Annotated in this window: 17 protein-coding genes; 7 read left to right on the forward strand and 10 right to left on the reverse strand. The window is 66.6% G+C overall.

Going from position 1 to position 14,354, the window contains the following annotated elements; all coding sequences use genetic code 11:
• Positions 1 to 815: ABC transporter ATP-binding protein (locus P3L18_RS27085; protein WP_276115868.1), on the forward strand; the 815-nt coding region annotated here is incomplete at its 5' end.
• A gap of 23 nt (positions 816 to 838) precedes the next feature.
• On the opposite strand, the gene P3L18_RS27090 is transcribed toward P3L18_RS27085, so the two are convergent.
• The 3 genes from P3L18_RS27090 to P3L18_RS27100 form a co-directional block, all read right to left on the reverse strand.
• Positions 839 to 1,696, reverse strand: coding sequence for a chromosome partitioning protein ParB (locus P3L18_RS27090; RefSeq protein WP_276115869.1), 858 nt, complete (start codon positions 1,694 to 1,696; stop codon positions 839 to 841).
• Positions 1,686 to 2,372, reverse strand: coding sequence for a metallophosphoesterase (locus tag P3L18_RS27095; protein ID WP_079929313.1), 687 nt, complete (start codon positions 2,370 to 2,372; stop codon positions 1,686 to 1,688). Before P3L18_RS27095 ends, P3L18_RS27090 begins: the two co-directional genes overlap by 11 nt.
• 64 nt (positions 2,373 to 2,436) lie before the next feature.
• Entirely contained in the window at positions 2,437 to 3,519 is a 1,083-nt protein-coding gene (locus tag P3L18_RS27100) for a substrate-binding domain-containing protein (protein ID WP_276115870.1), read from the reverse strand.
• Between the two features lie 113 nt (positions 3,520 to 3,632).
• Between P3L18_RS27100 and P3L18_RS27105 the strand changes: the two genes are divergently transcribed.
• Complete coding sequence (locus P3L18_RS27105) at positions 3,633 to 4,079, forward strand: MarR family transcriptional regulator (RefSeq protein ID WP_276115871.1); 447 nt, start codon at positions 3,633 to 3,635, stop codon at positions 4,077 to 4,079.
• 161 nt (positions 4,080 to 4,240) lie between these two features.
• On the opposite strand, the gene fmdA is transcribed toward P3L18_RS27105, so the two are convergent.
• Positions 4,241 to 5,494 (reverse strand): formamidase, encoded by a 1,254-nt coding sequence (gene fmdA, locus P3L18_RS27110; protein ID WP_079929316.1) that lies wholly within the window; start codon positions 5,492 to 5,494, stop codon positions 4,241 to 4,243.
• A 211-nt stretch (positions 5,495 to 5,705) separates the two neighbouring features.
• Positions 5,706 to 5,870, reverse strand: coding sequence for a hypothetical protein (locus tag P3L18_RS28470; RefSeq protein WP_172398769.1), 165 nt, complete (start codon positions 5,868 to 5,870; stop codon positions 5,706 to 5,708).
• Between the two features lie 99 nt (positions 5,871 to 5,969).
• Here P3L18_RS28470 and P3L18_RS27120 point away from each other — a divergent pair, with 99 nt between their 5' ends.
• A complete protein-coding gene (locus P3L18_RS27120; RefSeq protein WP_276115872.1) occupies positions 5,970 to 6,542 on the forward strand; it encodes a suppressor of fused domain protein in 573 nt (190 codons plus the stop codon).
• A 12-nt stretch (positions 6,543 to 6,554) separates the two neighbouring features.
• Here P3L18_RS27120 and P3L18_RS27125 read toward each other — a convergent pair whose 3' ends face one another.
• Complete coding sequence (locus tag P3L18_RS27125) at positions 6,555 to 7,484, reverse strand: helix-turn-helix domain-containing protein (RefSeq protein WP_276115873.1); 930 nt, start codon at positions 7,482 to 7,484, stop codon at positions 6,555 to 6,557.
• A 91-nt stretch (positions 7,485 to 7,575) separates the two neighbouring features.
• On the opposite strand from P3L18_RS27125, the gene P3L18_RS27130 reads away from it, so the two are divergent.
• Positions 7,576 to 8,076 (forward strand): nuclear transport factor 2 family protein, encoded by a 501-nt coding sequence (locus P3L18_RS27130; protein ID WP_276115874.1) that lies wholly within the window; start codon positions 7,576 to 7,578, stop codon positions 8,074 to 8,076.
• Between the two features lie 21 nt (positions 8,077 to 8,097).
• Here the strand turns inward: P3L18_RS27130 and P3L18_RS27135 are convergent, their stop codons facing one another.
• Complete coding sequence (locus P3L18_RS27135; RefSeq protein ID WP_172398771.1) at positions 8,098 to 9,177, reverse strand: magnesium and cobalt transport protein CorA; 1,080 nt, start codon at positions 9,175 to 9,177, stop codon at positions 8,098 to 8,100.
• 45 nt (positions 9,178 to 9,222) lie between these two features.
• On the opposite strand from P3L18_RS27135, the gene P3L18_RS27140 reads away from it, so the two are divergent.
• Both P3L18_RS27140 and P3L18_RS27145 read left to right on the forward strand, forming a co-directional pair.
• Complete coding sequence (locus P3L18_RS27140; protein WP_079929320.1) at positions 9,223 to 9,843, forward strand: MarC family protein; 621 nt, start codon at positions 9,223 to 9,225, stop codon at positions 9,841 to 9,843.
• 22 nt (positions 9,844 to 9,865) lie between these two features.
• Positions 9,866 to 10,864, forward strand: a complete 999-nt coding sequence (locus tag P3L18_RS27145) for a glycine betaine ABC transporter substrate-binding protein (protein ID WP_276115875.1) — start codon at positions 9,866 to 9,868, stop codon at positions 10,862 to 10,864.
• A gap of 22 nt (positions 10,865 to 10,886) precedes the next feature.
• On the opposite strand, the gene P3L18_RS27150 is transcribed toward P3L18_RS27145, so the two are convergent.
• Together P3L18_RS27150 and P3L18_RS27155 are read right to left on the reverse strand one after the other, a co-directional pair.
• Complete coding sequence (locus tag P3L18_RS27150) at positions 10,887 to 11,717, reverse strand: SDR family oxidoreductase (RefSeq protein WP_276115876.1); 831 nt, start codon at positions 11,715 to 11,717, stop codon at positions 10,887 to 10,889.
• 30 nt (positions 11,718 to 11,747) lie between these two features.
• Complete coding sequence (locus tag P3L18_RS27155) at positions 11,748 to 13,280, reverse strand: NAD(P)/FAD-dependent oxidoreductase (RefSeq protein ID WP_276115877.1); 1,533 nt, start codon at positions 13,278 to 13,280, stop codon at positions 11,748 to 11,750.
• A 148-nt stretch (positions 13,281 to 13,428) separates the two neighbouring features.
• Between P3L18_RS27155 and P3L18_RS27160 the strand changes: the two genes are divergently transcribed.
• Entirely contained in the window at positions 13,429 to 13,998 is a 570-nt protein-coding gene (locus tag P3L18_RS27160) for a TetR/AcrR family transcriptional regulator (protein ID WP_172398772.1), read from the forward strand.
• A gap of 19 nt (positions 13,999 to 14,017) precedes the next feature.
• Here the strand turns inward: P3L18_RS27160 and P3L18_RS27165 are convergent, their stop codons facing one another.
• Entirely contained in the window at positions 14,018 to 14,329 is a 312-nt protein-coding gene (locus P3L18_RS27165) for a hypothetical protein (protein ID WP_138944077.1), read from the reverse strand.
• Between the last annotated feature and the right edge of the window lie 25 nt (positions 14,330 to 14,354).

Consider the following 14,354-nt stretch of genomic DNA (forward strand, 5'->3'; position numbering starts at 1 on the left):
TATCCGGTGGGCAACGCCAACGCGTCGCGATGGGCCGGGCGATCGTGCGTTCCCCGAAGGCGTTCCTGATGGATGAACCGCTGTCGAATCTGGATGCGAAACTGCGGGTGCAGATGCGCGCGGAGATCTCCCGGCTGCAACAACGCCTGGGTACCACCACCGTCTACGTCACCCACGACCAAACCGAAGCCATGACCCTCGGTGACCGGGTCGTGGTCATGCGCTCGGGGTATGTCCAGCAAATCGGTTCCCCCCAAGAGCTCTACACCAACCCCGCCAACATCTTCGTCGCCGGCTTCATCGGCTCACCCGCCATGAATTTCCTGCCCGGACGACTCGGCGCCGACGGGGTGTCGACCCCGATCGGCACGATAGCGCTGCACGATCAGCAACAGGTCACCGATGCGGCAGCCCGGGTCAACAGCAACGGGGAGGTCCTCGTCGGTATCCGCCCCGAACACCTCGAAGACGCCCACCTCATCGATGCCGACACCTTGTCGCGGGGAAGGACGTTCACGGTCGGGATCGACGTCCTCGAATCCATGGGATCAGACAACTACGCCTACTTCCGCATCGACTCCCAGGGTCCGGCGAATGACGCACTCGCCGAACTGTCCGCCGACTCCGGCGCCACCCTCGGCGGCGGCGAAATGATCGCCCGACTCTCCCCCGAATCACAGATCCGTCGCGGCAGTACCGCCGAACTCTACTTCGACCCCACCAAAATCACCGTCTTCGACCAACAAACCGGCACCAGCCTGCGTGGTGCACCGGCGAATTCGGTTGCAGGCGGGCCGGCCCTGTCGAAGGGGTGAGCGCTGAGGTCGGCGGCGGATGATCACCGGCGCCGGCGCCGCGGCTGTTCGCGGAGTTCGTCGATGATCTCGTCGTCCCAGATGTGCTTGCGCACCAGGCGATAGCGCTCGCACGCGAGCCACAGGTAGAGTTCGGCGTCGCTGTCGAGGTCGGACCGGACATCGGCGCGTCGGGCCATACGGATGACCGGCACGAATTCCTCACCGAACCACCGCCGTGCCACCTCGGTACGGCCGAGGAATTCGCCCACCTCTTGGCTGAGACGGAATCCCCACGCCTCCACCGCCTCTGCGAGTTCGGCGTAGTCGAAGGGGTCGGCGAACCGGATGGTGTCGGCCTGTGCACCCGACAGCGGCACCCGCGACAGGAACAGGCGGCGGTGGTCCTTGAGGAGGAGGTCTCCGGGCACGTTGATGCCCTCGGGGGAGATGCGGGTGTGGATCTCGGTGACGTAGGCCTCGATGGTGTCGAGGTGACGGGCGATGGCAATCGAGATGCGGTGGTGTCCGTCGATGACGAAATGCATCCCACCGATCCGGTACAGCCGCACCGGGGGCATCGATTCACCGCGCCGCTGCGCGGCCGCGAGTCGCTGCCACCGGCTGCGAATCCGGGCCGAGGTCGGGCGGAAGTAGCGGTCGAAATCCTTGGTGCGGTCCACACTTCCGACGATCGAGGCCACCTCGACCGTCTGCAGTCCCAGGTAGGTCTCGCCGGTGCGGCCCAATGCGGCGACGACCTCGTCGAAGGGGAGGATCGCATTGACGTCGGCGGGTTGTCGGGTGAACCACTGTGTCAGCCGGGCGAGTTCGGCTTGCCGGCGCATCCGCTGGAAGTCGTTCTCGGCGTCGGCGTCCGGGAATCCGGTGTCACGAGCCATATCTGCGCCTCACGATCCTGAAATCTCCGGTTTCGGTGTCGAAATCGAACTGGCAGTAGCCGACGACGTTCATCGACACGGTATCGGTCCCGATGATCAGGTCACGCGGATGTGCACCGTAGGGATGGATGTGCCCGTGCACCATGATCTTCGGTCGGAGTCGGTCGACCAGTGGGTGGAAACACGAGAACCCGCGGTGCGGCCGGTCCTCGGCGTCGCCCACGCCGCGTGCCGGCGAATGGGTGAGCAGGATGTGCGGGCGGGTGGCACGCACACCGCCTCGGGCGCGCAACAACCACGACCGCAACCGTTGCTGCGCCTCGGTGTACTGATTGGGACCGGAGTTGTAGCGGATACTGCCCCCGAGGCCGCTGATCCGGACGCCGGCCGCCGTCACCGTCCGACCGTCGGCGTTGACCGCGCACTCGGGCCCGGGATAGCTGGTCGGCAATCCCGCGCGGGTCCAGCCGGCACGCGAGGACCGGTAGCCGCGCAGATCACCGTCATGGTTGCCCGGAACGAATACACATGGCGCATCGCACAGGCTCGACAGCACGTCGAGATACTTGTAGGGAAGATCGCCCGCGCCCAGGATGAGGTCGGGTTTGGTCTCGATGCCCACCCCGAAGGTGAGTGACTCCACCACCTCGTCGGCGACCGCCAGGATGTTCACCACATGCACACCGTAATCGACCGTCGCCCCGGTGTGGAACGTCCGGATCGGGCGAGGAGTCGATGCGTCAGGCGGTCAGTTCGGTGATCACGTCGAACGCGAGGTGGTCGGCTTGCGCGAGGTACACCGGCTGACGGGTGTGCCGGCCACAGAGCTCGACCTCGCCCCGCGGTCCGCGGTAGGTCACGCCGCGCGTCGTCCGGCCGATCGTGGCGGTGTCGAGCGAGCCCCCGGCCCGGGCGAGCGCCGCGAGCAGCATCAGCCCCTCGTAACAGGATTCGCCGATGTTGTTCAATGCCGGTGCCGCGCGGCCGAATCGGCGCTCGTACCGGGACCCGAACTCGAGACCTTCGGGGGTGACCACACTTTCGAAGTATCCGCACGCCGTGTAGAGGTCGTGGGTGGCCTCGGCGCCGCAGCCGCACAGCACGTCCTCACCGATCATCATCGACAGCCGGATGTGCTGTTCGTCGAGACCCGCCGCGGCGAACGCACGGTGGAATGCGGCGGCGTCGGCGCCGACCATGAGGACGAGCACCCCGTCGGGGCGGGTGTCGGCAATCATCTGCAATGCAGACCCGAAATCCCGGCCGCGCAGCGGGACGAAGTGATCGCCGAGGAAGTCCATGTGCGCGCCATGGAGGAAGTCGCGGGTACGTGCAGAGGTCGCGCGAGGCCACACGTAGTCGTTGCCGATCACGCACCAGCGTCGGATTCCTCGGTTCTCGCGCAGCCATCGGATGGCCGGGAACAACTGCTGATCGGGGGTCTCACCCACCATGTACACGCCGTCGGCGTCCTCGCCACCCTCGTAGAACGTCGTGTACACGTATGGCACCCGCCCGGCCGTGTGCGGGGTGATCACGTTGCGCGCGTTGGACAGGTGCCACCCGATCACACTCTCCACGCGTCCGGTGGTGACGAGACGGTCGACGGTGCCCGACAACCGGTCCAAGGGCGCGCCCGCATCGACGAGATGCACCCGAACCGGGCGGTCGAGGATGCCACCGGCCGCGTTGACATCGGCGACGGCCAGTTCGGCACTCGCCTCGCACGAGGGACCGAACATGCCGGCCGGACCGCTCAGCGGCACTGCGAGAGCGACGTCGAGGGTGGCGTCGTCGCCTCTGAGAACCACTGGTGAGGCCACAACCGACTCCCGGGGTGGATACGTGCTGACCTGCACAGTGTCCCACGAATCGACGGTTGCGCAACGCCGGCTGCGCTGTCGCACCGGAGTCGATCACGATACGATGACCCATCATGTCCACTGCCCCGAACGCGCGTGCCGCTGCCGTCGAGGAGCTGTCGCGTCTGCTGAATGCTGCTGCGGCCCAACTCGACTCCGCGGTCAGTGCAGAACTCGACGGCCTCACGACGGCGCAGTGGCACGTTCTGGCGGCTCTGGAGGGCGGGGTGGGCAGGTCGATGTCGGAACTGGCTGCGGTCACCTTGGTGCCCGGCCCGAGTCTGACCCGGCTGATCGACGGGATGATCGACGACAACCTCGTGCACCGGCGGCCCGACGAGACCGACCGACGCAGAGTGGTGGTCTTCGCCACCCGACGGGGCGCGATGCTCCATTCGCGGTCCAAGGCGCGCATCGCGCGCTCGTCCGCAGTTGCCGGGGTGATCGATGACGCCGACGGGCCGGGGGCCCGACTGGCGAGTGCTCTTGGCGCCCTTGGGGCGATGGATCTGACCGGCTGAGCGGAGTCGGGTCCGGTCGGAGTTCCTATGTCCGCCGGTCGAGGTGTGACCAAGGCAGCGAGGAGCTCGAGACCGCTTGTGCCGGTGCGGGTTCCGGTCTACCGTCGATCGGCACCGTCGATATTCACGTCCGATCCACCGACTGGACTGAGCGGACGCGCCTAGAACGCCGAATGCGGCGCGCCCATCCCCGGGTCGATCTGCACCGGCCCCGATGTCGACGGGGCCACCGGGAAGTCGAAGATCGCGGTCGGGATGTACACCGTCGCACACGAATTCGGTATGTCCACCACTCCCGAGAGGCGTCCCTCGATCGGTGCCGAGCCCAGCAGCAGGTAAGCCTGCTCGGGGCTGTACCCGAACTTGGTCAGATAGTTGATGGCGTGCAGACATGCACGCTGGTAGGACAGGTCCGAGTCGAGATACCGCTGTTCACCGTCGAGGGTGACCGACGTGCCCGAGAAGGCAATCCACTGCGAATACTGCGGATCGGTGTTGCCGGGCATGAAGATCGCGTTCTCGCTGACGCCGTAGGTCTCCATCCCGCCCTTGATGAGGTCGACGTGGAGATCCATGAAGCCACCCATCTCGATGGCACCGCAGAAGGTGATCTCGCCGTCGCCCTGGGAGAAGTGCAGATCGCCGAAGGACAGGTTGGCGCCGGGCACGAAGACCGGGTAGAAGACGCGGGTGCCCTTGGTGAGGTTCTTGATGTCCTGGTTACCGCCGTTCTCGCGAGGGGGAGCGGTGCGCGCTCCTTCGCCCGCGACCCGTGTGAACTCGTCGCCGGTCAGCGATCCGAGGATTGCGCCGTCGGGCTCCGGCGGAAGTGCCAGCGGGGGCACGCGGTTCGGATCGGTGGCGATGAGCGCGGCCTCGCGCGCATTCCACCGGCCGAGCAACTCCGCCGACGGAGCCGTGCCCATCAGCCCCGGATGAACGATGCCCGTGTACTTCACATGCGGCACATGGCGACTCGTCGCCGACTGGCCGGCGAAGTCCCAGATCGCCTTGTAGGCGTCGGGGAACTGTTCGGTGAGGAAGCCGCCGCCGTTGAGCTTTGCGAAGATGCCGGTGTACCCCCAGCCCTGACCTGCCAGCGGTCCTGAATCCTCCTGCGGGATGGGCCCGACGTCGAGGATGTCGACGATCAGCAGGTCACCCGGCTCGGCGCCCTCGATCGCGAACGGGCCCGACAATGTGTGGACGTTGTTGAGTGGGGCGTTGAGGATGTCGTCGGCGGAGTCGTCGTTGTGGATCGCGCCGTCGAACCATTCCCGGCAATGCGCGCGAAAGGTGTCCCCGGGCTTGACGGTCACCGCGGGCGGGATGTCGGGATGCCAACGGTTGTGCCCGATGTGACGCTGCTCGGTGAAGGGCTTCGCGGAATCGAGGGGAAAGAGGAGCTCGGGCATCGACAGAACCTCCGTGCGACGTGGTTGTTTCCGGGTGGAACTATTCAACTACGTTCGTATTGGTTTCGCAGCCAATGCGCGTTACGAGCGTATGACGTTGTCTGAGTTCGCAGCTCAATCCGAGGCGGGATGACGCCGATCGGGCTAGGGTGGCGCACATGCCGACCTATGTGTTCCGGTGTGACCGGCGGTGCGCGATAGTCGAACGACACTATCCGATGGCTGCGGTCCCCGAGGCGATCGCCTGTCCCGACTGCGGGGATGCGGCGACGCGGAGGGTGCGGGCACCTGCGTTCGGTGCCGGCGCGAGTACCGCCATGCGGCTGCAGGACGCGACGCGCTCGAGCGCCGAGACGCCCGCAGTGGTCTCGTCCATCCCCACCGAAGCACGCAGACGGACGCCGGTGAGCGCCAATCCGCTGCACCGTCGACTCCCACGGCCCTGACGGCGCCGCTGCGATTACCGTGGGGAGTCGTGGACTCCACCAGCGATGCCATCAACCGATTCCTCGTCGACTCGCTCGGCGGGGCGCCGCAGCGTGCGTCGGTGACCTTTCTCGGCGTGGAGCCGATCGACGTGGCTCGCTCCGTCGTCGGCTCCGAGGTCGTCTACGTGACGATCGGTTGTGCGCGGCATCCGATGACCGACCCGTCCGACCTGAACCCGGACCCGGTGCGCGGGCCGCGGGCCGAACTGGTTGTGCGTATGCACGCCGGTGCTGCGCTACCCGGTCTGCACCGACGGCTGGCGGCGCTGGCCGCGGCGCCGGCCGTCGAGGGGCTGGTGCTGGCCGCCGATGCGCTCCTCGATCTCGGTGAACCACTCTGGGACGGTGCGCCCTTCACCGCGGTGGTGATCGCCGACGATGATCTCGGAACGCTGGCGTTGCCTGCCCCGATGGACCCGGTGCGCTTCTTGCGGGCGATCCCGATCACCGCGAACGAAGCAGCATGGCTGCGCCTCAAGGGTGTCGAGGCGCTGCGTGAGGCGTGGGCCGAGGCCCGCATCGACCTCGCCGACCCGGCGCGGTCGCCGGCCACCATGTGATGGGCGAGTGGTTCAGCGACTCGACGTACGGAACTCGCCGGGGGTCAGTCCGGTCGATCGTTTGAAGACCTTGCTGAAGTTCGACTGGTCGTCGAAGCCGAGTGAGCGTGCCACGGTCGAGATCGAACCGGAGTCGTGTACCAACATTCGTTTGGCCTCCAACACCATTCGATCCTCGATCACCTGGCGCGGAGTCACGCCGAGATGAGCGAGCACCACTCGATGCAGTGTTCGCTCCGAATAGCCGAGACGACGTGCGTACCACCGAGTGGATCGGCGCCGCGCATGGTGACGATCCACCTCGGCCCGGAACCGCCACAGCAGTTCGTGCCCGCCCCATTCGGACTTCGTGTCGCCGAGATCACGTGACGCCAGCATCATCAGTACACCCGAGGTCAGCAGGACCATCGCGGCGTCGTAGGCCTCGGCGTCGTGGCCGGCAAGATCCCGGTAGCGCCGATAGTTGGACAGCAGCATCGCGAAGTCCTGTGCAGCGCCCGAACCGTCGTCGGCGGGCCAGAACGACCGTGTCCATCCGCCGATCCGATCCATCCGTTCGGAGAGCGCGGTGTCGAGTGCGGTGGCGGGCATCATGCACACGATCCCGTCCACGGCCGTGATGTCACCCCATCGCTGAACTTGACCCGTATGTACCCACAGGACGTCATCGGGACCCAATTCATACCGCGCGAAATCGACTTCGTGAGTGATGCTCCCACGCTCGATCCACACGATGAGTTCGAAGCCGATCCGTTGTGGCCCGGTGAATTCGGACTCGCGTGCACCCTGTCGGAGTGCCTCGATCGTCGTGATCTCCAGCGAGTCGACGGGGCGGGAAAGCCGCCGGTACCGGATCTCACGGATCTCGGGTGTCTGTTTTCTACCAATACGCGACACTCTACTACCGGGATATCGAAAGCCGTCGTTCTTACGCTCGTCCATGGGTCGATCGCGACCCGTTGCCACACGATCCCGCGCCGATTGGATGCGGTACACGGCTTGGAAGGTGATGATGACGAGGACGAGGATGGCGATGGCGTGGACAGTTCGTCGACGCGTTGCGGGCGCGGTGCTGGCCGTGTTGTCCGGGCTGGTGGTGCTGACGGCATGCGCGGGTTCGGGCGACGCGGACACTCGCAACGATGGGGGACGAGACCTCGGTGCCGAAGAGGCGAATCGCGCACTGGTCGTCGAGTTCTACGACAACTTCTTCAACCGCCACGACGTCTCGGCGGCCTCGGTGGTCGCCGAGACCTACAAGCAACACAACCCGCAGGTGCCCGACGGCAAGAAGCCGTTCGTCGACTTCTTCGCCGGGTCGTTCGCGCAGCACCCGCAGTCGCGCAGCACGATCGTGCGGAGCGCGACCGACGGAGACCTCGTCTATCTGCACGTCCACTCGGTGAACGGTCCCGGCGATCGCGGACAGGCGGTGGTCGACATCTTCCGCGTGGCCGACGGCAAGATCGTCGAGCACTGGGACGTCATCCAGGATGTTCCGTCGTCTGCGGCTAACCCGAACTCCATGTTCTGAAATCGGTTGCCGTACAACAGCTCACAGCCAGTGATTGCGCCGCAACGCCCCCCACAGCGCGCCGCAGACCGCCACCAGGAACAGGCAGACCAGACCGAAGCCCTGCGCATCGTGCATTCCCGGCAGGATGTCGAAGTTCATGCCGTAGAGGCCCGCGACCATCGTCGGGATGGCGCCGATCGCCACCCACGCGGAGATCTTGCGCATGTCGCTGTTCTGCTGGATGCCGACCTTCGCCGCGGCGGCGTCGAGAAGTGAGGACAAGACCTCGTCGTACTCCACGACGCGGTCGACGACGGTGGTGAGGTGATCGGCGACGTCGCGCAGATAGCGTCGGATCTCCTTGGGCACCAAGGGATTATTCGAGGTCAGCCGCGACAGCGGATTGGTCAGCGGGGTCACCGCGCGGCGAAGTTCGAGGACCTCGCGTTTGAGCAGATACACCGGCTCGATGTCGAGCCAGCGCTTCTTGTTGCCGAACACCGAACTCTCGATGGCGAGGAGGTCGGTTTCCATCCTCTCGCTGACCGCGAGGTAGCTGTCGACGACGAGGTCGGCGATGGCGTGCATGACCGCGGTCGGACCCAGGGCGAGGCGTTCGGGACGGGCCTCCATGCGTCGGCGTAATCCCGACAGGTGGGTGTGATCGCCGTGGCGCACGGTGATGACGAAGTCGGGGCCGGTGAAGATCATGATCTCGCCGGTCTCGACGACCTCACTGGCCTGCTCGATCGATTCGTGTTCGACGTACTTCACCGTGCGCAGCACCAGGAACTGGGTGTTGTCGTAGATCTCGAGTTTGGGGCGCTGGTGGGCGTGTACCGCGTCCTCGACGACGAGCTCGTGCAGTCCGAAGACCTCCGCCACGCCGGTCATCTGCTCGTCGTCGGGTGAATGCAGACCGAGCCAGACGAAACCCTCACCCGTGCTGCGCACCTGTTCGAGGGCCTCGGAGTAGCCGATCCGTCCGGGCTGCCGATGCCCGTCGACGTAGACCGCGCAATCGACGATCGCGCGCGCGATGGGCACCGGGATCCTCGGTAGCGGCCGTCGCTCGCGGCGGCCGGTGGTGAATCCGAGGCCGGGGCGAAGATGGGGCATCGATGGCACGCCTGGGATGCTACGCGCCGCCCGTAAGATCAGCGCGTGTCCTTCGACGTCACGGTCTATACGACGACCCTGATCACCCTGCTGGTCATCATGGATCCGCCCGGGCAGATCCCCCTGTTCCTGTCGCTGGTCGGTCACCGGACCCCGGAGTACCGGCGCCGCGCCGCCTGGCAGGCCCCGCTGGTGAGTTTGCTGGTGATCAGTGTCTTCGCCATCGGCGGCAAGGCGATCCTGAACTACCTGCACATCGGTATCCCCGCCCTGCAGGGCGCCGGCGGACTGCTCCTGCTGCTGGTGGCGCTGCAGCTGCTGACCGGGCTGGGCAGCGCCGGGTCGCCGCAGGCCTCCGAGGACGTCAACGTCGCGCTGGTGCCGCTGGGCACACCGCTGCTCGCCGGACCAGGCGCGATCGCTGCGGTCATCGTCGGGGTCAGCGGGGTCTCCGGTGACGCGGGCGGCTACCTCGCGATCGCGGCCGCCATCGTCAGCGTGCACATCGTCGTCGCGATCGTGTTGCGATACTCGACGGTGCTGATCCGCATCCTCGGTGTCGGCGGCATCACCCTGTTGGCCAAGATCGCCGGTCTGTTGCTGGCGGCCATCGCCGTGCAGCTCATCGCCGACTCGGTGGCCGGGTTCATCGCCGCCGGCGGGTGAGCGGCACGCTACGGTGAGTGCCGTGCGACATCGAGTGCGCCGCGGCGCGGCCCCGGCGATCCTGGCAGCCGTCCTGGTGCTGGTCGCCGCGCTCGCCGGATGCGGCAGCGGCGGAGACGAAGCGGGCCCGGACGAGAGCAGGCCATTGGTGATGGGTGCCTCCGGGACCCCGGAGTCGCTCGTGATGGCACAGATCTATGCGGGCGCGTTGCGCACTGCGGGTGCGCACGTCTCGGTCGAGCCGAGGATCGGCGGCGACACTGCACAACTCGACGCGATGCAGCGCGGTGAGGTCGATCTCTTCCCGGCATTCACCGGTCGGTTGCTGGCCGAACTCGCGCCGTCGCTGGCGCAGGCGGCGGACTCGCCCGTCTCCCCGGCGCCGTCCACGCAGCCCGCCGCCGAGGGCGCCGCCGCCGGTGACCCCAACTCCGACGCTCTCTACGTCGACCTGAATCATTCTCTGCCGCAGGGGGTCTCGGTCGGCGATGCGACGCCGGTGAGTGCCACCCCGCAATTGTTCGTCGCGACGTCGCTGGCCGCAACGGCCGGGGTGAGCGACCTGTCGGGGTGCGGGCGGCTGCCCGCCGACCTCCCGGTGGTCACCACCGGTGAGCCCGATCCGGCGACCCTGCGCGCCTTTACCGACGCCGGATGCCGGGCGGGTCCGGTGCAACGGGTCGCCGACGTGCACACCGTGCTCGAGCGGACGGCTACGGGCACCGCGCTCGGATTGCTCACGCCACTGCAGATCGGTGGCGACTCGGCCTCCGGGCCGGCCGGCCGCGTCGAGGCGTTACCCGCCCCGGCCGGCTCGGCGGGCCGGGGCATCGGACCGCAACCCGAGACACTCGTGCCCGTGTATCGGACCGCGGCGCTGACCCGCGATCAGGTGAAGGCCGTCAATCGGGTGGCCGGCGAGATCACCACCGCCGACCTCGCCACACTCGCCGGCAAGGTCCGCGCCGGCGCGCACCCGGCGGATCTGGCGGCCGATTGGCTCAACGAGCACCAGATCTGACGAGCACCGGATCTGAGGGTGTCTACTTGGCCCGGGTCAGTGCCAGTGCGGTGCCCTTGGCCATGACCCACTGGTACTTCGAGGCGACCACTCGTACCCACAGGTCGAGGAACTTGGCGTCGGCGCCGACCAGGATGCGCGTCTTGTTCTTGCGGACGCCGTTGATGATGACGTCGGCGGCGTCCTCGGAGGTCATGCGGGCGAGGTAACGATCGAAGAAGTTGGCCGTCGCGGTGGCGTCGCGATCGCCGGAGACGGTCGCGTTGCGGGCGATCGCGGTCTTGATGCCGCCCGGGTGCACACACGACACCTTGACCGGGTGCTTGGCGACGATCATCTCCTGGTTCAGCGCCTCGGTGAATCCCCGGACGGCGAACTTCGCGGCGTTGTACGCGGCCTGACCGGGCTCGGAGAGGAGGCCGAACAGCGATGAGGTGTTGACGATGTGGCCGTCACCGGAGGCGATGATGTGCGGCAGGAAAGCCTTGGTGCCGTTGACCACTCCCCAGAAGTCGACGTCGACGACGCGCTCGATGTCCTTGAACTCGGTGCGTTCGATCTCGCCGTGGTGGGCGATCCCGGCGTTGTTGAAGATGACGTTGACCCGGCCGTAGTGGGCGACGACGGTCTCGGCGTAGTCAAGGACCGCCTCGCGCTCGGCGACGTTGAGGATCTGCGAGTGCACCTCGCCGCCGGCCTCGGTGATCAGTCGCTCGGTGACCGCGAGCCCGTCCGGATTCACATCGGAGATGGCCAGTTTCGCGCCGAGACGGGAGAGCTTGACCGCGAGGTCGCGGCCCATACCCGAGCCCGCGCCGGTGACGACGACGACCTTGTCGCGAAAGTCCTTCATGAATACCTTCTTTCGTGTGGTGGGAGTTGTTCAGCCGCCGACGCCGGCGGTGGGAGCGGAGGTGAGTTGCGCGGGCACGGTGCTCGCGGCATGGCTGATGTCGTAGGCGGCCACGTCGAACTTTCTTGTCTCGCGCCGGAAGTCGAAGGTGAACCCCGGCCACAGCGTGGTGATGTTGCCGTGGACGTCCTTGTACCAGGAGGCGCATCCGCCGTTGACCCAGACGCTGTTGCGGAGTTTGTGGGCGATGCCGGCGTTGTAGCGGCGCTGTGCGGCCTCGGTCACCTCCACGCGCGTCGCCCCGCGGGCGCGCACGGTGGCGATGTAGTCGACCAGATAGTTCAGCTGGGACTCGATCATGTACACCATCGAGGTGTGGCCCAGACCGGTCGACGGACCGATCATCAGCATCATGTTCGGGAAACCGTGGACGAATGAGCCCTTGTACCCCTGCATCCCGATCTCGTCCCATACATTCGCCAGGCTGCGTCCACCGACGCCGACGATGTTGGAGAAGACCGGGGAGTCGGTGACGTGGAAGCCGGTCGCCACCACCAGGATGTCGATGTCGTGGGCCGCGCCGTCGGCGGTGACGATGCCGGTCTCGGTGACCCGCGTGATCGGATCGGTGACCAGATCGACGTTCGCGCGATCGAGGGCGGGGTACCAGGTGTTGGATCGCAGAATGCGCTTGCAGCCGATCTGGAAGTCGGGGGTGACGGCCTTGCGCAGTTGCGGGTCGCGGATTCCGCGGAAGATGTTGGCGCGGGCCAGCATTTCGACCGGCTTGAGTGCCTTCGGCGAATACGTCATGCCGAAGGCGATGAACTCGTTGAAGGTGTAGATGCCGGCCCGTGAGGCGGTTTGAACGGCCGGAATGTGCGTGAAGGCCCAGCGCTCGACCGGGGTGTAGGGACGCTCGGTGCGCGGAACGATCCACGGCGCGGTGCGCTGATAGACGTCGAGATGTCCGGCGACCTTGGCCAATTCGGGAACGATCTGGATCGCCGAGGCGCCGGTGCCGATCACCGCGACGCGCTTGCCGGCGAAGTCCACCGAGTCGTCCCAGCGGGCCGAGTGCATGATGGTGCCGCCGAACGAGTCGATGCCGTCGATGTCGGGAAGGTTCGGCTCGCACAGCGGGCCGACCGCACCGACGAGATGACGTGCGCGATAGGTGTTCTCGGCGCCGTCGGTGACCGTCGAGACGATCCAGTGGGCGGTGTCCTCATCCCAGCGGGCTTCGGTGACCTCGGTGCCGAATCGTGCCTTCGCGCGTACGCCGTGCTCGTCGGCGACGGCGTTGATGTAGCGGTGGATCTCCGGCTGATGGGAGTAGGAGCGCGACCACTCGGGATTCGGTGCGAACGAGTACGAGTACAGGTTCGACGCCACGTCGCAGGCGGCGCCGGGGTAGGTGTTGTCGCGCCAGGTGCCGCCGAAGTCGCTGCCGCGGTCGAGGATGACGTAATCGTCGATGCCGCGCTGCGCGAGCTTGATGGCCGCGCCGAGGCCGGAGAACCCGGCTCCGACGATGGCGATCTCTACATCATGCGTTGTCATGGTGACTGAGCTTAGTGAGCTATTGAACGAACGTCAATAGCTATTGAACAAGAATCAATAAGCTACGATGTACCCCGTGAGCACGTCGAAGACCAGCATCTCGAGTCCGGGTACCTCGGGTTCCGGTACTTCCGGCCGTCGTACCCGCATGAGTCCGTCGGCGCGACGTGACCAGTTGATCGCACTCGGTCTCGAGATGGTCGGCAACCGACCGCTGGAGCAGGTGTCCATCGACGCCATCGCCGAGGTGGCCGGGGTGTCGCGCGCCCTGCTGTTCCATTATTTCGAGTCCAAACAGGACTTTCATGTGGCGATCGCGCGCGCCCAGGCGCAGGAGATGCTCGATTGCACAGCACCCGATGACTCCCTGGGGGATCCGCTGCTGATCCTGGGAGCGTCGATGTCGGCGTTCGTCGACTACGTCACCGAGAACCGAACCGCGTACATGGCGTTGATCCGCGGATCGGCCAGCGCCGACCCGGCGATGCGAGCCGTCACCGACCAGACTCGGACGGTCATGGTCGAGCGGATTCTCGAGCGCGCGGGCGGGCTCGGCATCGAGAGCACCGCGTCGGTGCGGTTGGCGGTCGCCGGGTGGATTGCCTTCGTCGAGGAGGTGACGATCAATTGGCTCGCCGACGCACCGATTTCCCGGGCTGAGCTCCTCACCCTGATCACCACCTCCCTTCCCGCGCTCGCTGTGAGTGCCGACGGATGAGATCGTTGCGCGGCACAGGTCAGGAGGGGGCCGACTCGCGCGAGAGGGTGATCGCCGTACCCAGCAGCCGGCGTGCGTTGGTCAACCGCCGCCGGTAGGTGGGTCTGGCGAGAAGTGCCAGCCCGCCGGCGAGGACGGGGACGCACAGGCCCCAGTGCGGGTTGATCGCGATCAGCGTCGCCGCGACCACGAGCAGTGCTGCCGCCGCGAGCATGATCGACAACCGGATTCTGCGTAACTCGTTGGCGCCGTTGATAACCGCCTGTACTCCGTCGGCGTGCCAACCCGTGGCGCAGTCGGGACAGGACCATCGTGGCGATGCGGAGCTCATCAACTGTGCGGTACTGGTTCCGCAG

This window comes from Gordonia sp. N1V (genome assembly GCF_029269935.1).
GTDB classification, from domain to species: domain Bacteria; phylum Actinomycetota; class Actinomycetes; order Mycobacteriales; family Mycobacteriaceae; genus Gordonia; species Gordonia polyisoprenivorans.